At 65.8% G+C, this 22,380-nt stretch carries 24 protein-coding genes and 1 riboswitch; of the genes, 13 read left to right on the top strand and 11 right to left on the bottom strand.

Annotated elements, in window-relative coordinates:
• Positions 1-117 precede the first annotated feature (117 nt).
• A complete protein-coding gene (gene pncB / locus AC1DS0_RS21180; protein ID WP_476816255.1) occupies positions 118-1,422 on the top strand; it encodes a nicotinate phosphoribosyltransferase in 1,305 nt (434 codons plus the stop codon).
• 68 nt (positions 1,423-1,490) lie between these two features.
• Here the strand turns inward: pncB and AC1DS0_RS21175 are convergent, their stop codons facing one another.
• Both AC1DS0_RS21175 and AC1DS0_RS21170 read right to left on the bottom strand, forming a co-directional pair.
• Positions 1,491-1,829, bottom strand: coding sequence for a hypothetical protein (locus tag AC1DS0_RS21175; protein WP_476816254.1), 339 nt, complete (start codon positions 1,827-1,829; stop codon positions 1,491-1,493).
• A gap of 119 nt (positions 1,830-1,948) precedes the next feature.
• Positions 1,949-2,479 (bottom strand): dihydrofolate reductase family protein, encoded by a 531-nt coding sequence (locus AC1DS0_RS21170; protein WP_476816253.1) that lies wholly within the window; start codon positions 2,477-2,479, stop codon positions 1,949-1,951.
• 120 nt (positions 2,480-2,599) lie between these two features.
• Positions 2,600-2,744, top strand: a riboswitch (FMN riboswitch).
• A gap of 77 nt (positions 2,745-2,821) precedes the next feature.
• On the opposite strand from AC1DS0_RS21170, the gene AC1DS0_RS21165 reads away from it, so the two are divergent.
• Positions 2,822-3,256 (top strand): 6,7-dimethyl-8-ribityllumazine synthase, encoded by a 435-nt coding sequence (locus AC1DS0_RS21165; RefSeq protein WP_476816252.1) that lies wholly within the window; start codon positions 2,822-2,824, stop codon positions 3,254-3,256.
• A gap of 74 nt (positions 3,257-3,330) precedes the next feature.
• Here the strand turns inward: AC1DS0_RS21165 and AC1DS0_RS21160 are convergent, their stop codons facing one another.
• From AC1DS0_RS21160 to ykgO, 4 genes are all read right to left on the bottom strand, one after another.
• On the bottom strand, positions 3,331-4,041 hold the full coding sequence (locus tag AC1DS0_RS21160) for an RES family NAD+ phosphorylase (protein WP_476816251.1): 711 nt from the start codon (positions 4,039-4,041) through the stop codon (positions 3,331-3,333).
• Positions 4,038-4,451: an MbcA/ParS/Xre antitoxin family protein gene (locus tag AC1DS0_RS21155; RefSeq protein WP_476816250.1), complete on the bottom strand. Its 414-nt coding sequence runs from the start codon at positions 4,449-4,451 to the stop codon at positions 4,038-4,040. The genes AC1DS0_RS21160 and AC1DS0_RS21155 overlap by 4 nt, the downstream gene beginning before the upstream one ends.
• Before the next feature lie 182 nt (positions 4,452-4,633).
• The gene (locus tag AC1DS0_RS21150) at positions 4,634-5,275 is read right to left on the bottom strand and encodes a tetratricopeptide repeat protein (protein WP_476816249.1); all 642 of its coding nucleotides are present in this window, start codon (positions 5,273-5,275) and stop codon (positions 4,634-4,636) included.
• A 167-nt stretch (positions 5,276-5,442) separates the two neighbouring features.
• A complete protein-coding gene (ykgO, locus tag AC1DS0_RS21145; protein ID WP_038363015.1) occupies positions 5,443-5,568 on the bottom strand; it encodes a type B 50S ribosomal protein L36 in 126 nt (41 codons plus the stop codon).
• Positions 5,569-5,845: 277 nt separating this feature from the next.
• Between ykgO and AC1DS0_RS21140 the strand changes: the two genes are divergently transcribed.
• Positions 5,846-6,739 carry a tellurite resistance TerB family protein gene (locus AC1DS0_RS21140; protein ID WP_476816248.1) on the top strand — a complete coding sequence of 298 codons (894 nt, stop codon included), beginning with the start codon at positions 5,846-5,848 and terminating at the stop codon, positions 6,737-6,739.
• Positions 6,740-6,809: 70 nt separating this feature from the next.
• The gene (locus tag AC1DS0_RS21135; protein ID WP_476816247.1) at positions 6,810-8,123 is read left to right on the top strand and encodes an MFS transporter; all 1,314 of its coding nucleotides are present in this window, start codon (positions 6,810-6,812) and stop codon (positions 8,121-8,123) included.
• A gap of 6 nt (positions 8,124-8,129) precedes the next feature.
• Here AC1DS0_RS21135 and AC1DS0_RS21130 read toward each other — a convergent pair whose 3' ends face one another.
• Positions 8,130-8,465 carry an NIPSNAP family protein gene (locus AC1DS0_RS21130; RefSeq protein ID WP_476816246.1) on the bottom strand — a complete coding sequence of 112 codons (336 nt, stop codon included), beginning with the start codon at positions 8,463-8,465 and terminating at the stop codon, positions 8,130-8,132.
• A gap of 2 nt (positions 8,466-8,467) precedes the next feature.
• Positions 8,468-9,652, bottom strand: a complete 1,185-nt coding sequence (locus AC1DS0_RS21125; protein ID WP_476816245.1) for a pyridoxal phosphate-dependent aminotransferase — start codon at positions 9,650-9,652, stop codon at positions 8,468-8,470.
• Positions 9,653-9,881: 229 nt separating this feature from the next.
• Here AC1DS0_RS21125 and AC1DS0_RS21120 point away from each other — a divergent pair, with 229 nt between their 5' ends.
• The 9 genes from AC1DS0_RS21120 to denD (AC1DS0_RS21080) all read left to right on the top strand — a co-directional run bounded on the left by AC1DS0_RS21120 (position 9,882) and on the right by denD (AC1DS0_RS21080) (position 19,350).
• Positions 9,882-11,942, top strand: a complete 2,061-nt coding sequence (locus tag AC1DS0_RS21120) for a C1 family peptidase (RefSeq protein WP_476816244.1) — start codon at positions 9,882-9,884, stop codon at positions 11,940-11,942.
• 341 nt (positions 11,943-12,283) lie between these two features.
• Positions 12,284-14,122 carry an IlvD/Edd family dehydratase gene (locus AC1DS0_RS21115; RefSeq protein WP_476816243.1) on the top strand — a complete coding sequence of 613 codons (1,839 nt, stop codon included), beginning with the start codon at positions 12,284-12,286 and terminating at the stop codon, positions 14,120-14,122.
• 147 nt (positions 14,123-14,269) lie between these two features.
• Positions 14,270-15,109: an isocitrate lyase/PEP mutase family protein gene (locus AC1DS0_RS21110; protein WP_476816242.1), complete on the top strand. Its 840-nt coding sequence runs from the start codon at positions 14,270-14,272 to the stop codon at positions 15,107-15,109.
• Entirely contained in the window at positions 15,106-15,432 is a 327-nt protein-coding gene (locus tag AC1DS0_RS21105) for a hypothetical protein (RefSeq protein ID WP_476816241.1), read from the top strand. The genes AC1DS0_RS21110 and AC1DS0_RS21105 overlap by 4 nt, the downstream gene beginning before the upstream one ends.
• Positions 15,429-16,103 (top strand): GNAT family N-acetyltransferase, encoded by a 675-nt coding sequence (locus AC1DS0_RS21100; RefSeq protein ID WP_476816240.1) that lies wholly within the window; start codon positions 15,429-15,431, stop codon positions 16,101-16,103. Before AC1DS0_RS21105 ends, AC1DS0_RS21100 begins: the two co-directional genes overlap by 4 nt.
• Before the next feature lies 1 nt (position 16,104).
• Positions 16,105-16,551, top strand: a complete 447-nt coding sequence (locus AC1DS0_RS21095; protein WP_476816239.1) for a GNAT family N-acetyltransferase — start codon at positions 16,105-16,107, stop codon at positions 16,549-16,551.
• Between the two features lie 38 nt (positions 16,552-16,589).
• Positions 16,590-17,336: an SDR family oxidoreductase gene (locus tag AC1DS0_RS21090; protein WP_476816238.1), complete on the top strand. Its 747-nt coding sequence runs from the start codon at positions 16,590-16,592 to the stop codon at positions 17,334-17,336.
• Positions 17,337-17,345: 9 nt separating this feature from the next.
• Positions 17,346-18,338, top strand: a complete 993-nt coding sequence (denD, locus tag AC1DS0_RS21085; protein WP_476816237.1) for a D-erythronate dehydrogenase — start codon at positions 17,346-17,348, stop codon at positions 18,336-18,338.
• Between the two features lie 28 nt (positions 18,339-18,366).
• On the top strand, positions 18,367-19,350 hold the full coding sequence (gene denD, locus AC1DS0_RS21080; protein WP_476816236.1) for a D-erythronate dehydrogenase: 984 nt from the start codon (positions 18,367-18,369) through the stop codon (positions 19,348-19,350).
• 89 nt (positions 19,351-19,439) lie between these two features.
• Here the strand turns inward: denD (AC1DS0_RS21080) and AC1DS0_RS21075 are convergent, their stop codons facing one another.
• From AC1DS0_RS21075 to AC1DS0_RS21065, 3 genes are all read right to left on the bottom strand, one after another.
• Entirely contained in the window at positions 19,440-20,264 is an 825-nt protein-coding gene (locus AC1DS0_RS21075; RefSeq protein ID WP_476816235.1) for an AprI/Inh family metalloprotease inhibitor, read from the bottom strand.
• A complete protein-coding gene (locus AC1DS0_RS21070; protein ID WP_476816234.1) occupies positions 20,249-21,223 on the bottom strand; it encodes a 2-hydroxyacid dehydrogenase in 975 nt (324 codons plus the stop codon). Before AC1DS0_RS21070 ends, AC1DS0_RS21075 begins: the two co-directional genes overlap by 16 nt.
• Positions 21,224-21,400: 177 nt before the next feature.
• Positions 21,401-22,162, bottom strand: a complete 762-nt coding sequence (locus AC1DS0_RS21065) for a FadR/GntR family transcriptional regulator (RefSeq protein WP_476816233.1) — start codon at positions 22,160-22,162, stop codon at positions 21,401-21,403.
• Positions 22,163-22,380: the final 218 nt, after the last annotated feature.

Genomic DNA, 22,380 nt, shown 5'->3' with positions numbered 1-22,380 from the left:
TATGACCCGGCGTAAGCCACTCAGGCTGGAGCGCCCTTGCCTCGCCCGCCGCCATTCCCCTGCGCCCATCCCTGCTCTACTGCTTGAACGTCTGCCCCCCGCGAGCCAGCGAGCCCCATGGCCCTCACCGACATCGCCACCCGGACCTATAACCACAGCTGGCGGCTCGACCCGATCATCCGGAGCCTGCTCGACACCGATTTCTACAAGCTGCTGATGCTGCAGATGATCAGGAGCTTCCACCCGGAGGTGCAGGTCACTTTCGGCCTGATCAACCGCTCCAAACAGATCCGCCTCGCCGACGTGATCGAGGAAGCCGAGCTGCGCGCCCAGCTCGACCATGCTCGCGGGCTGCGCTTCACCAAGAAGGAGCTGATCTGGCTCGCCGGCAACAGCTTCTACGGCAAGACCCAGATGTTCACGCCGGACTTCATCGCCTGGCTCGCCGAGTTCCGCCTGCCCGACTACGAACTGCGCAAGGTTGACGGCCAGTACGAGCTGACCTTCGCCGGCCCCTGGACCCATTCAATGATGTGGGAAATCCCCGCACTCGCCATCGTCAATGAATTGCGCTCGCGCCAGGCACTGAAGGGCTGGGACCGCTTCGCGCTCGACGTGCTCTATGCCCGCGCCAAGTCGAAGCTCTGGGACAAGGTCGAGCGGCTGAAGAAGCTGCCGGACCTGCGCATCTCCGATTTCGGCACGCGCCGCCGCCATGGCCATCTCTGGCAGCGCTGGTGCGTCGAGGCGCTGAAGGAGGGCCTGGGGCCGACCTTCACCGGCACCTCCAATGTCCTGCTCGCCATGGAACACGATCTCGAGGCGATCGGCACCAACGCCCATGAACTGCCGATGGTGCTGGCGGCGCTGGCCGACAGCGACGAGGAGCTGAAGCGCGCGCCCTATCGCGTGCTCGACGAATGGCGCCAGGTCTATGGCGGCAACCTCCTGATCGTGCTGCCCGACGCCTTCGGCACCACCGCCTTCCTGCGCGACGCGCCCGCCTGGCTCGCCGACTGGACGGGCTTTCGCCCCGACAGCGCCCCGCCGATCGAGGCCGGCGACCAGATCATCGCCTGGTGGAAAGCACAGGGCCGCGATCCCAGGAGCAAGCTCCTGATCTTCTCCGACGGCATGGACATCGACTCGATCGAGGAGGCCTATCGCCATTTCCACGGCCGCGTCCGCACCGGCTTCGGCTGGGGCACCAACCTGACCAACGACTTCGTCGGCTGCTCGCCGGTCGGCACGCCCGATCTCGACCCGATCTCGCTGGTCTGCAAGGTCGTCAGCGCCAATGGCCGCCCGGCCGTGAAGCTCTCCGACAACCCCAACAAGGCGACCGGCGACCCGGCCGAGATCGCCAGGTATCTGCGGGTATTCGGCGGGGCTGACCGGAAGGCGAAGGCGGTGAGGGTTTAGGGCGAGCTTTTGCGCGGGCGGCTGCTTTCGGCCCCGTAACGGACCGGGCGCCGACGCCCCGTACTGAACTATCGAGAGGTAGCGTAGGCGATAATTGCTCGGCACGCGATGCGGATCGGCTCAGCAAGCCGCTCCTCTGCCTCGGCTAACTCGGATTGCTTTTGATCACGCACGTCGGGGTGCCATGCCTCAATATTCTCGCCGATAAAACCAATTCGATCTGCTTCGTCGCAGGCCGCATAGATTATGGCGAGTGGTCCATGAGCACCTTTAGTTCCTTCCCAAATTGGTTGGGCAGGGTCGACATGCGGCACTAAACGCAGAGCAGCTTGGAGCGGTCTCAATCGGCCCTCTAGCATCGCCGATGCGATATTCGCCGCCGCCTTGATGTCGCCGCAGTCCGCCATGCCAGTGATCCTGATCCTTGCGCGATCCCGTTGCCGATACAGATTTCCAGCGCTGAAGTCTGCTTTCGACCGAGAGAAGACCTGCCGCTTCAGCTTGGACCAGCAAGCGCCCTGCACGACTAGCCAGGCACATACGTCAGCCTGATCACGCTCTCGCCAATGCGATCGCTGGCGACGGGGCGGAGCGGCGGCCGGGGGCCTGCGAAGAACGGCGTGCCGTGGCCGAGCACATAAGGGTGGAAGTAGAGCCGATACTCGTCGATGAGACCAAGCTCGGTCACGCTTCCCGCCAGTCTTGGCCCGGACACCGTAATCTCGCCGGCCAGCTCGTCTTTCAGCCTGCGGATCGCCGTCTCCAAGTCATCCACGACAAGGGTTGCGTTGGGGCCTACCGACGTCAGCGAGCGCGACACGACCCATTTCGGCAGGCGCCGCCATGCCGCCGCGAAGTCGCGATGATCCGCGGTCCATTCGGGATGGTCCTCGTCCCAATAGCGCATGATCTCGTACATGCGGCGACCGTAGACGCTGCCCGCCAAGCCCTGCACATGCTCGATCCAGTGACGGAAGAGCGTGGCATCTGGCGCGAAGGCCTCGTGATCGACATAACCGTCCAAGGACAGGTTCATTCCGAAGATGAGCTTAGCCACGCTGCAAGGCCTCCACGCCAGGTCGTTCAGGATAGCTTGAGCCGCAGCTAGGCAGAAGCGCGCCCGCTTCCAGCGCATGACGGCTGTTCCTTGCCGCGCCGTGCGAGTCGGCTATCGTTGAGGTGTTCTCAGGGCGGGGCGAAATTCCCCACCGGCGGTATGCGGCTCCGGCCGCGAGCCCGCGAGCGCCTTTCGCGAGGAAGGGTCAGCAGATCAGGTGCGATGCCTGAGCCGACGGTCACAGTCCGGATGAAAGAGAACGTGCCCGTCGTCCGCGCTTTCTGGCGTGGCGCGCGGCCGTGATCGCCTTGGGTGACGTGTCTGTCGCGAAAGGAGATCACTGTGACACTCGCCCGTTTTGCCTTCATCAAAGCCGCCTGGCACGCTGATATCGTCGACCAGGCCCTCAAGGGCTTCCTTGAAATCATCCCTCCCGATCAGGTCGATGTATTCAACGTGCCGGGAGCATTCGAGATGCCGCTGCTCGCGCGCGACCTCGCAGCGACCGGCCGCTACGCTGCCGTTGCCGCTGCGGCTCTGGTCGTGGACGGCGGCATCTACCGCCACGACTTCGTCGCACAGGCCGTGGTCGACGGATTGATGCGCGCCGGGCTCGATACCGGCGTGCCTGTGCTCTCGGTCTCGCTGACCCCGCATCATTACCGGGAGGCGCCGCATCACGCCGAGATCTTCCGGGCGCATTTCGTCACCAAAGGTCGCGAAGCGGCCGAGGCGGCCCTGATGATCATGCGAACGCGCGCCCGCCTGGCAGCCTGACAACAGCGACAGGTGAGACCGCTTCTCGCGCGATCGAGAGGCGGTCTCACGCCGATGTCATCGATGATCGCCACCTACCCGATCCGGAATACCTTACCGGTTCCGGCCTCGCGGTAGAGATCGACCCGCTCGCCGTTCCAGTGATAGTCGAGATGCCGGCCCTGGACGGGATTGCCGGCGAGATCGGGCCAGAACAGCCCGGCGCACTCCCCGCCCGGCCGACGCACGCTCGGATAGGCCACGCCATCCGAGCCGGCGGCGCGCAGCCTCAAACCCAGCGCCTGGCTTTCCGAATAATCCTCAGGCCGCAGCAGCGCGCTCTCGCCTGGCCGCTCGCCGCGCAGATCGTGCAGAGACGCCTCGATCGACAGCACCAATTCCCGGAACTGCGAGGTCCAGCCGGGCGGCTCCTTCGTCCGCGCCATGAAGCGACCATGGTGGTGGATCGTCTCGAACAGTGCCGTCTCGAAGCTCTCGGCGATATAGAGCACGCCGAAGCTGCCATCGCTGAACCGGCTCGGCCGGTCGCGGCTGACATGGGTGAACGGTGCCATCAGCCAGCTCGCGCCCAGTCCGGAGACGCGGCGGGTGGGTGGCACCAGGTCGAGATTGCCGATCGTCTCCATCAGCCGCGGATTGGTCTTCATCTCCGCCAGGATCAGCAGCGGCCAGTCGGCGGGATCGGCGATGTCCTCGAACAGGTCGATCGGCGGGAAGGCGCTGCGGATGATACGGACCGCGCCAGGCCAAGCGACCGGCGCGACCGGAAAGTCGTCCGTGCTCACCAGAGCCCGCGCTCCGCGTCGAGATAGCGCCGCACCCGCATCAGATCGGTGAGCTCACCGCCGAGCATGACCTCCAGCGCCGACCTGCCGGCGAAGGCCTCGTTACGCGCCTTGATCCAGGCATAGCCGCGCTGCGGCTCGCGGAAGATCAGGCGCAGCGCCTTGTGGATGCCCATCAGGTTGGAGAGCCGCGCTTTGGCATCGCGGTCGATGCGGCCGATCTCGCCTGCCTTCCAGCGCCGATAACTGCGCACCGGCTGGTCGAGCAATACGGCGGCCTCCTCGTCGGTCAGCCCCCAGAGGCGGAAGAGGTTCACCGACGCGCGGAACATCGCCGCAGCCTCGGCCTCAGTGATTGCAGCAGGCGAGAAGGCATCGGGCGAGGTCGGAACCGGTGAGAGCTGACTCATCAAGCAATCTCCATTTGGCAGAATATAGATAAAATGCTGCCAAATGGCAAGAGCGTGACCACGCGTCATTCTCGGACGCAGCGAAGCGGAGATCCGAGAATCTCAGGACGAGAAGGTGCCGATCAGAGTTTCATCCGGACAGAGATGCTCGGGCCAAGCCCGAGCACGACGCACGAAGCGACTCACGCGTCGCGGCCGTCGACCTCGAGCTTGAGCGATTCGACGGCGTCCTTCACCGCGTCGAGCTGCGGATAGATGACGAGCGCCCGCCGATAGGCGACCATGGCGCGCTTGTCGTCGCCTTGCTGGCGCAGGATCGTGCCGAGCCCCATCATCGCGCCGTAATGGCGCGGCTCGCGCTTCAGCGTCTCGGCGATGTCGAGCAGCGAGCGAATCGGATCGCCCGAGAGGAACAGCGCATTGGCCCGCTGATTCCAGCCCTCGGCCCAGTCAGGCTCCAGGGTGACGACCCGGTCGAGCAATTCGATTGCCAGCGGCAATTCACGCGCCTTGAGCGCATCCTGCGCCCGCGTCATCAGGAGATCAGCCGTATCCGACCCCGACCGCGCCCAGCGCCGCTGGATCAGATTGGCGATTCCCTTCGCCTCTTCCGGCGTCTTGGCGCCGGCAAGCCGCTCGAACAATTTATCGAGCGTGACGGGGCTGCGCGGCGGCGGCGCTTCCGGTAGGTTGGGCTTGTCGTCGCGATCGGCGTGCGGCACGGCGCCGTCACGCAGCGGTTTGTCCTGTGCAACAGCACCGGGGGCAGCCGCGAGCAGCAGCCCCGGAATCAGCGCAAGGCGGGCAAGACGAGCGAGTCTCATGCTCTCAAGGTGGGCCTGACGAAGCTCGGCGTCAATTCACGGCCCAGCGAGATCGCTGGAGAAGCGAGGTCGCGCACAAGCCAAAAAAGCGGGCCGCACACTGTGCAGCCCGCTCTTTCAATCTCGACAAGGAAGCTTCCAGCGCGGCCTGACGGCCGCGCGAAACCTCAGCCCTGACGCGCCTTGAAGCGCTTCTGGACCTTGTTGATGATGTAGACGCGGCCCTTGCGGCGCACGAGCTGGTTGTCGCGATGACGCGCGCGCAGCGACTTCAGCGAATTGCGGATCTTCATAACCGGTACTCCCATCGGCCCGCCCTACGGCAGAACCGGTCAAAAAACTGAAGGCGACGCGAACCGGAGGCCGGCTCTCATCGAGCAAACGACATGCGCGCCTGATGCGATGGCCGGCTGTATAAGGATTTTGCTGGGATTGGCAAGGCCCCGCCGCGTTTTTCCGCTACGCGATCGCATGCGTCATGCTCTCGTCGTAATTGCATGGCCGCCCTAGCATCCCGGTGGACGCATGCCTAGATTGCGGCCGCGGCAGACCTATCAGGGAGCTCTCTCGATGTTCAACGCCAAGTCCCTCCTCGATGCCCTCGTCAATGCGGGCAGCCAGGCCGGCGCCCAGGGCGGCCAGGCTGGCGGGCTGGGCGGCGTGCTCGGCAATCTCGCCCAGCAGGTCCAGCAAGCCGGCGGCGCCGGCGGCCTCGCCGGTATGGCCGGCCAGATCTTCGGGCAGGCCAGCCAGGGCGTGCAGGACGCAGCCCGCAATACCGGCTTGCAGCAGGGTGCGACCGACATCGTCGGCCAGTTCTCCGGCGGCAAGACACCCGAGCAGTTGATCGAGCAGGCCAAGGGCATGCTCGGCGGCAACCAACTCGCCGCCGGCGCTGTGCTCGGCGGCCTCGGCGCGCTGATCTTCGGCACCTCGGCGGGCCGCTCGATCGCCGGTTCCGCCGCCAAGATGGGCGGCCTCGCTCTGGTCGGCGGCCTCGCCTACAAGGCCTATCAGAATTACCAGGCCGGCAAGCCGCTGCTCGGCGCCGACCAGCAGGCCGCACTGCCAGCCCCCGCCGGCTCCGGCTTCGAACCGGAAGCGGCGAAGAACGAGCATGCGCTGCTCTTCATCCGTGCCATGATCGCGGCGGCTGCAGCCGACGGCAAGATCGACGCGACCGAACGCAACGCCATCCTCGGCGGCCTGCGCGAAGCCGGTCTCGATGCCGAAGCCAATCAATGGCTTAGCCAGGAGCTGGCGAACCCCGCCAGCGTCGATGCGCTGGTCGAAGGCGCCGAGACGCCCGAGCTCGCGGCGCAGATCTATACGGCTGCCCGGATCGCCATCAATCCGGATACCCCGGCCGAGAAGGACTTCCTCGCCGGCCTCGCCGGCTCGCTCGGCCTCGATGCCGAGCTGGTCGCGAACATCGATGCTGCTGCGAGCGCCGCAAAGGCCTGACCTCTGACGCAGGTCTGCAGTGCGCCGGGCAAGGATTGACCGCCCGGCGTACCCAGCCGTCCAATGCGGCATGCAATCATCGCCCCCGCATTGGTCGGCGCGCCTGCCGTTCTATTATGGCTGGCTCGTCATCGGCATCGCCTTCGTCACCATGGCGGTGGCCGTCAACGCGCGCACAGCATTCTCGCTGCTGCTGCCGCCGCTGATCGACGAATTCGGCTGGGATCGCGGCCTCGCCTCGGGCGCCTTCTCCTTCGGCTTCCTGCTCTCGGCCGTGACCAGCACCTTCGTCGGCCGCATGATGGACAAGCGCGGCCCGCGCGTGGTGATCGAGACCGGCGTGGCGATGCTGGCAGCGGGCATGCTGATCGCGCCTGCGATCGGCGCCGCCTGGCACCTCTATCTGACGCTCGGTGTCCTCGTCGGCTGCGGCGCCAACCTGATGAGTTTTTCGGCTCAGTCGCTGTTCCTGCCCAACTGGTTCGTGCGGCGCCGGGCCTTCGCGATCAGCATCGCCTTTTCCGGCGTCGGCGTCGGGGCGCTGCTGCTCCTGCCCTGGCTGCAATCGATCATCAGCCGGGACGGCTGGCGCGCCGCCTGCTGGATCATGGGCCTGCTCGTCCTGTTCCTCCTCGGCCCGCTCAACCTGCTGGTTCGGCGCCGGCCGCAGGATCTCGGCCTGCAGCCGGATGGCGAGACTGGCCCGGCCGGCGCCGTCGCCGCGCAACGGAAGGCGGCGGTGGTCGATCCGGCCTGGGTCGCGGTCGAATGGACGCTGGCGCGAGCACTGCGCACCGCCCGCCTCTGGTGGATCATGATCGGCTATTTCTGCGCGCTGGTCGCCTGGTACGCCGTTCAGGTCCACCAGACCAAGTACCTGATCGAGGTCGGCTTCACACCGCTCATGGCGGCCTGGGCGCTGGGGCTGGTCAGTGCCGTCGCCATTCCCGGCCAGATCGCTCTCGGCGCCCTGTCGGACCGGATCGGACGCGAATGGATCTGGATGATCGGCTGCCTCGGCTTCGCCATCTGCTATGCCGCGCTGATCGCGCTGGAGCATACCCCATCGCCCGCTCTGCTCTACCTGATGGTGATCACGCAAGGCTTCCTGGGCTATGCAATCACCTCGGTGCTGGGCCCGATCGTCTTCGAAATTTTCGAGGGGCCGCATTTCGGCGCGATCTTCGGAACGGTCACCGTGGCGCTGCTTGGCGGCGGCGCCGCCGGACCCTGGCTCGCCGGCACGATCCACGACGCCACCGGCAGCTACCGCCTCGCCTTCCTGCTGGTCATCGCCTGCTGCTTCATCTCGGCGGCGGCGATCTGGCTGGCAGCGCCGCGCAAGGTCAGATTGGTGCCAGGACGCGTCAAGTCTTCCGGGTGAACCGCTTCAGGGCGCGCGCTTGACGCCCTGATCGTCCTCGAACACCGGCCGGAAGAAGCTGCGCTCATAGCTGATGATGAATCGGTGCTTGTCGTTCTCGGCGACCACGGCAAGGCATTCGGCATCCTTGAACGAAGCCTCGCGATAGGTCTCGTATGCGGCGAAGGACGGGAAGCTGAACATCGCCAGCGCGACGTTCGACGTCCCTTCCGACGGCATGAAATAGCCGTGATGCTTGCCGCCGAACCGCTCGACCAGCCGAATCCAGGCCTTGCCATAGGCCTCGAAGGCCGGGAGCTGGTAGGGGTCGACGACATAGCGCAGATGGCAGGTGATCGTCATGGTCAGGCCGCCTTGGCGTTCTTGAGGAACTCGGCCATCCGCCCGAGCGCACGTTCGATATTCTCGAGCGAATTGGCGTAGGAGAGCCGGATATAGCCCTCGCCATGCACGCCGAAATCGGGCCCGCCGATCGTGGCGACGCCGGCTTCATCGAGCAGGGCCGAGGCCAGCTTCTTCGCCTTCCAGCCGGTCTGCGAGACATTCGGGAAGGCGTAGAAGGCGCCCTTCGGCACGATGCAGGAGACGCCGGGCAAGCCGTTCAGCCCGGCGACCACCGCCTTCCGGCGCCGGTCGAACTCCGCCAGCATCATCGCGACCGCGTCCTGCGGGCCGGTCAGCGCGGCGAGCCCCGCCCATTGCGCGGGAGCGTTGACGCAGGAATGCGAGTTCACTGCGAGCTTGCGGGCATTGTCGTAAAGCGGCTTCGGCCAGACCGAGAAGCCCATGCGCCAGCCGGTCATGGCATAGGTCTTCGACCAGCCATTGAGCAGGATCAGCCGGTCGCGGATCTCGGGATAGCTCAGCAGGCAGACATGCTTTTCGCCGTCATAGAGCATCTGGTCGTAGATCTCGTCCGACATCACGGCGACATCGGGGAAGCGGGCGAGCCCCGCGACGAGCTTGTCGACCTCGGCCTTGGGTGTGACGCCGCCGGTCGGGTTCGCCGGCGAGTTGACGATCAGCAGCCGGGTCTTCGGTGTGATCAGCGCCAGCGTCTCCTCGGCCGAGAAGGCAAAGCCGTTCTCCTCGCGGATCGGCACCGGCACCGGCGTCGCGCCGGTGTACTCGATCATCGAGCGATAGATCGGGAAGCCGGGATCGGGATAGAGGATCTCGGCGCCGGGCTCGCCGAACATCAGGATCGCCATGAACATGGTGACCTTGCCGCCCGGCACGATCATCACCTCCTCAGGCGAGACATTGACCGAGAAGCGCTTGTGCAGATCGGCGGCGACCGCTTCGCGCAGCGGCAGGATGCCATTGGCCGGAGTGTAGCCATGATGGCCGTCGCGCAGCGCCTTCACCGCAGCCTCGACGATATGCTCCGGCGTCGGGAAGTCCGGCTGGCCGATGCCGAGATTGATGATGTCCTTGCCCTGGCGCTGCAATTCGGTGGCGCGGGCGAGCACGGCGAAGGCGTTCTCCTCGCCGATCCGGCCGAAGGATGGGACGACGTGCAGCGTCATGGCAGTTTCCTCTTCGCTTGCGGCGCCACCCGGCCGCGTCTTTCACACTCTCTTCCGTGCAAAGCGCCGACCTGGCAAGAGGACCGCCCCCGTCGTCATCACGGCACGCCAAGCCCTGCGGCGCATCTCGACATGGGAGACCCGCGATGCAATCCTGACGTTCATAAGAACGGCCGGATACGCGGCTTCGCCATTGCTTGCCTCGACCGCGATCGTTTGGGGGAGAGACATGGCAAAAGCGACGACACCGGGGAAGCCGCCAGTCGGCCGCACCAGCAAGGCTCAAAAGCCGATCGAGCCGGTGACCCCTTCGGAAGCAGCGGCCAAGATCGGAGTGGAGCCTGCCCCGGCCCCGATCGAGATGCCGTCCGACACGGTTGCCGACACCGATGTCCCAGAGATCCGGATCGCCAATCGTAGTTTCAGCGCCAGTCCCAAAGAACTTTCGGGGCGCAGGCTGGATGTCCTGCCGGACCTGCCGGATATCCGCGACCGCGTCTACCAGCCCCATTTGCGGGCTTTGAGGCCGAGCAGATACCCGTCGATCCCCTTCAAGATCCGCGATCAGGGCAGCAGCAACAGCTGTACGGGCTACGCGCTCGCCCATGCGGTGGACATGCTGCTGCATCGCGCCGGCCTCGACGCGCCGGCGATAAGCGTGAGCGCCCGCATGCTCTACGAAATGGCCAAGCTCAACGACGAGTGGACCGGCACCCGTTATGAAGGGTCGAGCATTCGCGGCGCGATCAGCGGCTTCTACCGCAACGGCGTCTGCACCCAGGGACTGGTCGACGATGACGCGACCGATCCGTGGGTCCTGACCTATGAGATCGGCAAGGAGGCGCGCCAGAACCGGATCGGCGCCTACTACAGATTGATGCCGGACCTCGCCGACTACCACGCCGCCATCGACGAGATCGGCGTCATCGTCGCCTCCGCGCAGATTCATTCCGGCTGGGCCAGGCCGGAGAAAAACCAGATCGTGCCGAGCGGCGTATCCGCCGGCGGCCACGCCTTCGCCATCGTCGGCTATGATGCCACCGGCTTCTGGGTGCTGAACTCCTGGGGCAGTTCCTGGGGCGATGACGGCATTGCCCACTGGTCCTATGAAGACTGGGCCGCGACCGTCATGGATGCCTGGGTGTTGCAGCTCGGTGTCCACGCTCCAACCGCCTTCAGCGCCTTGCCGCGACGCACGCTCGCCAATGCCGGCATGCTCCGGGAAACCGCGTCGTCTCCGGTACGGACGGATATCGTCGGCCATTTCATCAATATCGACGACGGCGCCTACGTCACCGGCGGCCGCTACTATTCGCCGACGCCAGCTGAAATGACCGAAACCGTCAAACGCCTGATCGATGCGGAATCGAACGATGGGCAGGGTTACCAGCATCTCGTCATCTACGCGCATGGCGGCTTGAACAGCACCAACGACGAAGCCAACCGAATCGCCACGTGGAAGCGCAATGCGGTCTTCAGCGGCAACGGGATCTATAACTTCCATCTGATGTGGAACACCGAGGCGATCGGCGAGATCTTCGGCAAGATGTCCGAGGCGCAGGAGGGACGCGCCGCCGGCTTTCTCGGCGACCTCGCGCTCGAGACGCTGTTGCGCCCTCTTGGCCTGCGGGCCTGGCGCAACATGAAACAGGATGCCGCCATGTCCTTCGCCAGAGGCACGACCTATGACGGTGGCTTCTACGGGCTGAAGCCGCTGCTCCAGGGCCTCGACAAGGCCGCTGAACGGCCGTTGCTGCACCTGGTCGGGCATAGTGCCGGCGCGATCATGCTGGGAGAATTGCTTGCAGCGATGCCCCGCTTCGGCCTGTCGCAGCTCGAATTCGGCTCGATCCACCTGATGGCGCCGGCCTGCACCGCCGAGTTCTTCCAGGAGACTTACGCGCGCTATCTCGCCAAGCCCGGCGGACCGGCGCTGAAGGACAAGATCTACCTCTACAATCTCGATGACGAACGCGAGCGGAACGACGTCGTCGGCTGGGGTGGACCGTTCGGCTACAGCCGCTCGCTCCTCTGCCTCGTCTCCCGCGCTTATGAAGAGAAAGCCAACATGCCGTTGGCTGGCATGCAGCGCTTTCGCGACGAGTTGCGCCCCTCGAACAAGATCCAGATCGATTATTCGTCGAGCGCGAACGACAAGCTCAACCTGACCCGCTCGACCAGCCATGGCGGCTTCGACAACGATGTTGCGACGCTGACGACCATCATGACGCGAATTCTTGGCAAGGCCCCCAAAAAGCCTCCGACCAGCGACGAGTTGACGGGCTATTGAAAGCCGGCCACCGGTCTGCGGACACGGACCGATCCACATCAAGGCGGTGTGACGCGAGAATGCGGGTCGGCGATTTTCCTGCTCTCACGGCGCGCGGCTGCGCTGCCTGGGAGGCAGGGGCGCATTTGAAACACTTGCAAACTGCGCCGCAGCGACTTTTGCTGGCAGCGGCGCCCACCAAGCGATTGGCACGGCGCCATAAGCTGCTGTATGCAGAATACAGTAGCCGGCAAGCGCCCTTGCCGATCCGCTTGCGACCGGCATGACCTGCCGGTCAAATCGATTTAAAGACGATGCTGAAGCGGCGCGAACGCCGCCTGGCTGCGAGAGGGAATGACGGGATGGCCAAGACGCCTAATGGCAAGACGCCTAGTGGGAAGAAGCCGGCGCGGAAGATCAAGCCGGAGCAGTTGCGCTCGAAAGCCTGGTTCGACAATCCCGCCAATGCCGACATGACCGCGCTCTATATCGAGCGCACCATGAATTTCGGCCTGTCGCGCGAGGAGTTGCAGTCCGGCCGCCCGATCATCGGCATCGCCCAGACCGGCTCCGACATCGCCCCCTGCAATCGCCATCACCTTGAACTCGCTAGCAGAGTCCGCGACGGCATCCGCGAGATGGGCGGCGTGCCCTTCGAATTCCCGATCCATCCGATCCAGGAAACCTGCAAGCGGCCGACCGCCTCGCTCGACCGCAACCTGCAATACCTCAGCCTCGTCGAGATCCTCTACGGCTACCCGATCGACGGCGTCGTGCTGACCACCGGCTGCGACAAGACCACCCCGGCCCAGATCATGGCCGCCGCGACCGTCGACATCCCGGCGATCGCCCTGCCGGGTGGGCCGATGCTGAACGGCTCCTTCCGCGGCGAGCGTACCGGCTCGGGCACCATCGTCTGGAAGGCGCGCCAGATGATGGCCGCCGGCGAGATCGACTATCGCGGCTTCGTCGACCTCGTCGCCTCTTCGGCCCCGTCGGCCGGCCACTGCAACACCATGGGCACGGCCTCGACCATGAACGCGCTCGCCGAGGCCATGGGCATGACCCTGCCCGGCGCCGCCGCGATCCCCGCGCCCTATCGCGACCGCTACGAAATGGCCTATCTCACCGGCCGCCGCATCGTCGAGATGGTCTGGGAGAACCTGATCCCCTCGAAGATCCTGACACGCGAGGCCTTCGAGAACACCATCGTCATCAATTCGGCGATCGGCGGCTCGACCAATGCGCCGATCCACGTCAACGCCATCGCCAAACATATCGGCGTCAAGCTCGACAACGAGGACTGGACCAGGATCGGCTACGACACGCCGCTCTTGGTCAACATGCAGCCCGCGGGCGAATATCTCGGCGAGGATTACTACCGCGCCGGCGGCCTGCCGGCCGTGATCGCCGAGCTGATCGCCAAGGGCAGGCTCAAGCCCGCGATCACCGCCAACGGCAAGACCCATATCGAGAACTGCGAAGGCGCCTTCACCGGCGACCGCGAGGTCATCAAGGCCTATGATGAACCGATGAAGAAGGAGGCCGGGTTCCTCAACCTCTCCGGCAACCTGTTCGACTCGGCGATCATGAAGACCTCGGTGATCACGCCGGAGTTCCGCAAGCGCTATCTCGAGAACCCGAAAGACCCGATGGCCTTCGAGGGCAAGGCCGTCGTCTTCGACGGGCCGGAGGATTATCACCACCGCATCGACGATCCCGCGCTCGGAATCGACGAGCATACCGTGCTGTTCATCCGCGGCGTCGGCCCGGTCGGGTATCCCGGCGCGGCCGAGGTGGTGAACATGCGGCCGCCGGATTACCTGATCAAGAAGGGCGTGACGGCACTCGCCTGCGTCGGCGACGGCCGCCAGTCCGGCACTTCGGGCTCGCCCTCGATCCTCAACGCCTCGCCGGAAGCGGCGACCGGCGGCGGGCTTGCGCTCCTCAAGACCGGCGACAAGGTCCGCATCGACCTGAAGAAGCGCACCGCCAATATCCTGATCTCGGACGAGGAGCTGGAAAAGCGCCGCGCCGAGCTCAAGGCGGCCGGCGGCTACAAGTACCCGAAGAGCCAGACGCCCTGGCAGGAGATCCAGCGCAAGATCGTCGACGAACTCTCCGAGGGCATGGTGCTGAAGCCGGCGGTCAAGTACCAGAAGATCCACAAGAAGTTCGGCATTCCGCGCGACAACCACTGATATCGCGCATGACCGGCGGCGGGGCTCCTGCCGCCGGTCATTCCCGCCGTGCATCGCGCCTCGCCGGCAGATGCGTGGGAGCGGGGCTGACAAATCGGCTCAGGGACGACAGTATGACGCCCCTGAGCTCATTTGAAACGATTTAAAATGACTTACAGCCCGCAAGTCGACGCGTTTCGCAAACTCCACCAATCCGGCTGCTTCGTCATGCCGAACCCCTGGGACGAGGGCTCGGCCCGCTGGCTGCGCGGCCAGGGCTTCAAGGCGCTCGCCTCGACCAGTGCCGGCTTCGCCTTCACGCAAGGACGGGCCGACCAGGACGTGCCGCGCGACATGATGCTGGCGCATCTCGCCGAGCTGGTGAAGGCGGTGCCGGATCTCCCGATCAACGCCGATTTCGAGAACGGCTATGCCGACACGCCCGACGGCGTCGCCGCCAACGTCAAGCTCTGCATCGCGACCGGCGTCGCCGGCCTCTCGATCGAAGACGCCACCGGCCGCAGCGACGAGCCGCTCTATCCCTTCGAGCTCGCCGTCGAGCGCATCAGGGCCGCCCGCCGTGCTGTCGACGAGACTGGCACCGGCGTCGTGCTGACGGCCCGCGCCGAATGCTTCCTGACCGGCCATCCCGACGCGCTGAACGAGTCGGTGCGACGCATCCAGGCCTATGCCGAAGCGGGCGCCGATGTGCTCTACGCCCCCGGCCCGAAGACGACGGCCGATATCGATGCCATCGTCGCGGCGGCCGGCGGCAAGCCGGTCAATACGCTGGTCTATGGCGATTTCGGCCTCAGCGTCTCCGACATCGCCGCCACCGGCACGCGCCGCATCTCGATCGGCGGAGCCCTGGCCCGCGCTGCCTGGTCCGCCTTTATCGAAGCGACCCGCCTGATCAAGGACGAAGGCAGTTTCAAGGGCTTCGCCGGCAACGGCGCCTCGGCCCCGCTCAACCCGTTCTTCCGCGACGATCTCAAGGCGCGCTCGTGAGCGGGCAGCTTCTCATTGCCCCGGAATGGCTCGGCAAGAGCGGGCTCTGGCAGATCGACGCCAAAGGCAAGCGCAAGCCGGTCGATGCCGACGATGTCGGCTTGTCCGATGCGCTCGCCGACCGGCTGGAAAGCTGGATGGACGCCTTCGACGCGATCTATGACGAGGCCAACGAGGCCGCCTCCGACTTCGCTGGAGAGGCCGAGCGCATTGCGTGGGAAGCAGAAGGCGCAGCGCTCGCCGCCGCCATCGCCGCCGAGCTCGGCCCGGATTGGCAGATCACTCACGACTTCACCGCCTGGCGCAGGACGATCAAGGCATGACGACGCTGAACTGGACGCCCCGCTCCTTCCCGCCGGTGAAGGTGCTGCAGGGCCGCTATTGCCGGCTGGAGCCGCTCGATCCCTCCCGCCATCTCGACGAGATCTGGCAGGCCATGGACGGCCATCCTTCCGTCTGGGATTGGCTGCCCGCAACGCTGCCGCCGAGCCGCGAGGCCTATCGCGAACTGCTGACGATGATGGCGGGAAAAGCCGGCATCATCCCCTTCGCCGTGATCGACGAAGCCGACGGCAAGGCCAAGGGCCATCTCTGGATGATGGAGATCCGGCCCGAGCACGGCGTCTTCGAGGTCGGCTGGATCACCTATTCACTGTCGATGCAGCGCACCCGCATGGCGACCGAGGCCGTCTATCTCGTCGGTGAATACGGCTTCTCGCTCGGCTATCGCCGCTATGAGTGGAAGTGCAACAACCGCAACGAGCCCTCCAAGCGCGCCGCGCAGCGCTTTGGCTTCCAGTACGAAGGCCTCTTCCGCCAGCATCAGGTGGTGAAGGGCGAAAACCGCGACACTGCCTGGTTCTCGATCCTCGACGGCGAATGGCCCAAGGTCGGGCAGGCCTTCCGCAACTGGCTCGCGCCGGAGAATTTCAACGCGCAGGGCCAGCAGAAGAGCTCGCTGGCCGAGTTTATGAAGACTGCGGGGGCCGCCTGAGATGGCCCTGCGTCGCGCCACGACGGACGACATCCCGGCGATCGTCGCGCTGACGCAGGCCGCCTATCTGCCGAACGAGAACATCATCGGCGTGCCCTCCCTGCCGCGCATCGCCGATTATCGTGAGGTGCTGGCGGAGCACGAGGTCTGGCTCGCCGAGAGCGATGGAGCGCTCGACGGCGTCCTCGTGCTCGAGGAGGAGCCGGCGAAATTCACGCTCTGGAGCATCGCCGTCTCGCCCGCGGCTACCGGCAGGAAGATCGGCTCGCAGTTGATGGATTTCACCGAGGAGCGGGCCAAGGCGCTCGGCCACGACGCCGTCCATCTCTACACCCACGAGAAGCTCGCCGACCGCATCGGCTGGTACGAGCGCCTCGGCTACCAGACCACCCATTTCGAGGATCTGCCGGATCGCCGGCTGATCCATATGCGCAAGAACCTTCGGTAACCAGCCTTCCGATAATCGGACAAAAGGGAAGAAACGACATGGCAGGACGTTTGAAGGGCAAGGTCGCGGTCGTCACCGCTGCCGGCCAGGGCATCGGGCGGGCGATCGCCGAGGCCTTCGTCGCCGAGGGCGCGACCGTCTGGGCGACCGACAAGGACGTCGCCTTGCTCGACGGCATCCCGAAGGCGAAGAAGCGTAAGCTCGACGTGCTTTCGACCAAGGCGGTCGAGGCTTTCGCCGAGAAGGTCGGCACCATCGACATCCTCGTCAACGCCGCCGGCTACGTCCATCACGGCACGATCCTGGAATGCGACGACAAGGCCTGGGAATTCTCCTTCGACCTCAACGTCAAGTCGATGCACCGCACGATCAAGGCCTTCGTTCCCGGCATGCTCGCGGCCGGCAAGGGCTCGATCGTCAATATCGCTTCGGGCGCCGGCTCGGTGCGCGGCATCCCGAACCGCTATGTCTATGGCGCGACCAAGGCAGCGGTGATCGGCCTGACCAAGGCGGTCGCCGCCGACTACATCAAGAAGGGCATCCGCTCGAACGCGATCTGCCCCGGCACGATCCAGTCGCCCTCGCTCGACCAGCGCATCGTCGACCTCGCCAAGGTGACCAAGACGACCGAGGCGGCCGCCCGCCAGGCCTTCATCGACCGCCAGCCCATGGGCCGGCTCGGAACCGCCGAGGAAATCGCCTGGCTCGCCGTCTATCTCGGCTCGGACGAGGCGAGCTACACCACCGGCCAGATCCATCTCGCCGATGGTGGCTTCGCGCTTTAGAGCAGCGCCATGCACGTCCTGATCACTGGCGCCGCCGGCATGATCGGCTCGCGGCTCGCCACCCGCATCGCCCGTGAGGGCGTCTGCGCCGGCAAGCCACTTACCCGATTGACGCTGACCGACGTCGTGGCACCGCCGCGCCCGGCCGGCTTCGACGGGCCGGTCGAGAGCCGCACCGAGGATTCGAGTTCGGCTGCGGTCGCGGCTGAACTCGCGACCTTGCGGCCCGACATCATCTTCCATCTCGCCGCGATCATCTCCGGCGAGGCGGAGCGCGATTTCGACAAGGGCTATCGCATCAATCTCGACGGCATGCGCAACCTGCTGGAGGCGATCCGGCAGGAGAGTGCGCGCAACGGCGCTTACGTCCCAAAGCTCGTCTTCTCCTCGTCGAGCGGCATTTTCGGCGCACCCTTCCCGCCGGCGATCTCCGACGAGTTCCACGTCACGCCGCTGACCAGCTATGGCGCGCAGAAGGCGATCGGCGAATTGCTGCTCGCCGACTATTCGCGGCGCGGCTTCGTCGATGGCGTCGGCATCCGCTTCCCCTCGATCGTGATCCGGCCCGGCAAACCCAACGCCTCGGCCGGCGGCTTCTTCTCCGGCATCATCCGCGAGCCGCTACAAGGTCAGGAGGCGCTGCTGCCGGTCGCGGATGACGTCATCTTCACCCATGCCTCACCGCGCTCGGCCGTCGGCTTCCTGCTGAATGGCGCCTCGCTCAGCCGCGAGGAGCTCGGCCCGCGCATCAATCTCAGCATGCCCGGCGTCTGCGTCACCGTCGGCGAGCAGATCGAGGCGCTGCGCCGCATTGCCGGCGACAAGGCGGTGAAGCTGATCCGGCGCGCACCAGACAAGGCCGCCGCCGACATCGTCAAAGGCTGGCCGACGCGGTTCGATGCCCGCCGCGCTTTGTCGCTCGGCTTCCGGGCCGAGCAGGATTTCGACGAGATCATCCGCGTCCATATCGAGGACGATCTCGGCGGCCGCCTACCCAACTGAACGTAAGAAGCATAGATCGGACAAAAGCATGCATATCCTCGTCATCGGCGGCGCCGGCATGGTCGGCCGCAAGTTCATCGAGCGCCTGGCGCGCGACGGCGGCCTCGGCGGCAAGGCCATAGACAAGGTGACGGCGCAGGACGTCTTCCCGGCCACGGCGCCGGCGAACGCCCCCTTCACCTTCGAGTCGCTGACCTCCGATCTGTCGCAGCCCGGCGAGGCCGAGAAGCTGATCGCCTCGCGCCCCGAGTTGATCGTCCATCTCGCGGCGATCGTCTCCGGCGAGGCCGAGGCCGATTTCGACAAGGGCTACCGCATCAATCTCGACGGCACCCGCTATCTCTTCGACGCGATCCGCCTTGTCGGTGACGGCTACAAGCCGCGCGTCATCTTCACCTCCTCGATCGCCGTCTTCGGCGCGCCCTTCCATGACAAGATCGAGGACGAGTTCTTCACCACGCCGCTGACCAGCTACGGCACGCAGAAGGCGATCGGCGAGCTTCTGCTCTGCGATTATAGCCGCCGCGGCTTCTTCGACGGCGTCGGCATCCGCCTGCCGACGATCTGCGTGCGCCCCGGCGCGCCGAACAAGGCCGCCTCCGGCTTCTTTTCCAACATCATCCGCGAGCCGCTCGCCGGCCAGGACGCGGTGCTGCCGGTCTCCGACCAGGTCCGCCACTGGCACGCCTCGCCGCGCTCGGCGGTCGGCTTCCTCGTCCACGCCGCGACGATGGACACCAACGTGATCGGCCCGCGCCGGGTGCTGACCATGCCGGGCTACTCCGCCACCGTCGCCGAGCAGATCGAGGCGCTGCGCAAGGTCGCCGGCGAGAATGTGGTCAAGCGCATCAAGCGCGTGCCTGATCCGGTGATCGACGCGATCGTCGCCGGCTGGCCGCGCAATTTCGATGCGAAGCGCGCGCCCGCGCTCGGCTTCAAGGCTGAGTCGAGCTTCGAGGAGATCATCCGCGCCCATATCGACGACGAGCTCGGCGGCACCTTCGTCGCGTGACACAGAGCGTCATGGTCGGGCCTGACCCGACCATCTCGTCCCAATGAGCGAGAGATGCTCGGGTCAAGCCCGAGCATGACGGCAGTGGGCTAAGGCAGCTTCTTCAGCATCAGCGGCGCGCCGACGGCCGGATCCTTGCGCCATTGCCCGCCTTCGAAGACCAGCTCGATCTTGTGACCCTTGCGGGCGATCAGCTCGAGCCGGCCGGCCTCGTAGCGCCAGGCGATCGGCGAGAAGATCGTCAGCCCGGTATCGGGGCAGAGCCCGTCGAAGCTCGTCGTGAAGGCTCCCGCATTGGCGGAGGGCGAGGTCGAGAGCACGAGCTTGCAGACGTCGCGGCCGACCTGCCGCATCACCGCATAGCGCCCGGGCACCGTCGCCGAAGCCGGCGCGCTGGCAGGATCCACCGTCGTCGGGCGGGCGGCCGCCGTTGCAGCGACCTCGGCCCGGCCAGGCGCCGGGCGCTGCTGCGCCCGCACATAGCCGGCCGGGTCGAGCCCGTATTCCGCGCCATCGCTGCCTTTGCCGCGCCGCCCCGGATCGGCCTTCCCGCTGAAGACGATCACCGGCTTGCCATGGCCGTCGAGCAGCCTGGGCGCGCCTTCGGCCACATCCCAGGCGACGACCCCGGTGAGGATCGGCAGAGCCCGCCGGCACGTCGCCGGGAACCTGACCTGCCGGCCCTGCCCGGCCGTCTCGGCCCCGAAGGTCACCGTGCACTCGCGGGCCGAGCCGAGCTTCTCGAGGTCCCAGGCGCCGATGAAGGGCTTGAGGCCCTCGGGCGCCTTCTCGGCACCGCGTGGCAGCGATTGCGTCTGCGCCCCCACCGGCGAGGCGGCGAGCAGCGCCAGAGCGGCGATCGCTACGCCCCGGTGCATCCAGTGCATTCCCGTCTTGATCAGGCTTTTGTCCATGGCGTCTCGGCAACCGGTGTCAGAGGACCCTTGCCATCGAACCATGAAACAAGATTGTCGACCAGAAGCTGGCCCATCTGTTCGCGCGTATGCACCGATGCCGAGCCGACATGCGGCAGAAGCACGATGTGATCCATCGAGATCAGCTCGGCCGGCACGCGCGGCTCGTCCTCGAACACGTCGAGGCCGGCGGAGAGGATGGTCTTGCTCTTCAGCGCCTCGATCAGCGCCTGCTCGTCGATCACCGTGCCGCGGCCGACATTGACGACGATGCCGTTCGGCCCGAGCGCCTTCAGAACCTCGGCATTGATGATGTGATGGGTCGAATCGCCGCCCGGCGCGACCGAGACCAGCGTGTCGACATCCTGGGCCATTTCGACCAGCGAGGGATAATAGCGATAGGCGACATCGGCCTGGCGCGAGCGGCCGTGATAGGCGATCGGCACGTCGAAGGCTTCGAGCCGGCGCGCCACAGCCTTGCCGATCCGGCCGAGGCCGACGATGCCGATCTTGCGCTTGCGCAGCGAGGTGGTGAGCGGATAGGCGCCTTGCAGCCACTTGCCGGCGCGCAGATAGCGGTCGACCTGCGGCAGCTGGCGCACGGTCGACAGGAGAAGGCCGATGGCGAGATCGGCGACCTCATCGGTCAGCACATCCGGCGTGTTGGTGACGATGAGGCCGCGCTTGCCGGCGGCCTTGGCATCGACATTGTCGTAGCCGACGCCGAAATTCGAGACGACTTCCAGCTTCGGCAGCGCATCGAACAGCGCATCGTCGATCCGCACATGCGCGCCGCCGCCGGCGACGCCGCGCACCCGGTCCTTCACCGCAGCCAGCGCCGCCGGGCGGTCCTGCTCCTTCCAGAGCTCGTGCACGATGAAGCGCGCCTTCAGCTGGTCGGCGGCATAGGCCATCAGCGGCCCGGTCATGACGATCTCGATCTTGTTCTGTGTGGTCATGGTCCTGCTTTCGTGGAACGCTTGCTGGCTTGATTTCAAATTCTTAAAACGATTAGATCAACCTAGCTGCTCGCGTGCCGCCGGGGAATTCCCACAACCGCAGACAGGGGCTGCTCGCAGAGCCGGTTATGCCATCCCGGCTCCGCTGTCGATTCAGCCCGATATAGTATGATTTAATCACGCGATTTTGCCCGCATCTGCATCAGCTCGACCGGCGAGCAGACGCAAGGTGCTGTTCAGGCTGTCGATCACCAGCCCACTCATCCGCGCCGCCGCGAGGTCGCCGTCGCGCTGCACGATCGCCTCAAGCACACGCTCATGATCGATCAATGACGCCGTGAAAAAGAAGCGGTCGTCGGGCGCCTTCAGGAACAACGACCATTGGATCGTCGCACACACAGCGGGCGCGAGGCATTGCAGCGGCGGATTGCGGGTCGCGGCGAAGATCGCCTCGTGGAAGGCAAGGTCGGCATTGACGGTCGGCTCGGCATAGGGCGGGTTTTCGGCCATGCCACGAAAGGCCGCCTCGATCCGGCTGAGATCGGCATCGCTGCGCCGCTGCGCCGCCAACCGGGCCGCGCTCGGCTCGACGAAGAGCCGAAGCTCGAACAGATCGCGGATGAATTTCTCGTTGGGATCGGCCTTGAAATGCCAGGCGAGCACATCGGGGTCGAGCAGGTTCCAGGTCTCGCGCGGCGCCACCCGCGTGCCGCTCTTCGGCCTGGCCTCGACCAGTCCCTTGCCGGTCAGAAACTTCACTGCCTCGCGATAGGCGGTGCGCGAGACCGAGATTTCGTCCTTCAGGTCGTCCTCGTTCGGCAGCAGTGCTCCCGCTGGCGAGGCGCCGGTGATGATTGCCACCGCGAGCCTGTGCGCAACCTGGCCGAACAGCCGGTCGGGATTGAGCCTCGTCGCGCGCGCTTTGACATGAAGCTGCATCGAACCGCGCTTTCCTCCGTGATCGCCAGCCTGCGAGAGCTCGCCCCGCTGCTGGTCCAGCGCTTGACACGCCTGTTTCTATCGTATGACTTTATCCGGGAACGGGGTTGACGCAACAGGCGCCTTGCCTGGGTTGCGCGGCCTCGTCTCGATCGGCCGTCAGAAGCCGATGTTCTGCAACGCCGCCGGCGGGGATTGTGTCAGGCACCCCGGGGCAA

It is taken from the genome of Allobosea sp. P4_H5 (assembly GCF_056400825.1).
The sequence above is the reverse complement of the archived record's forward strand: the minus strand, read 5'-3'. Positions and strand labels throughout refer to the sequence as shown.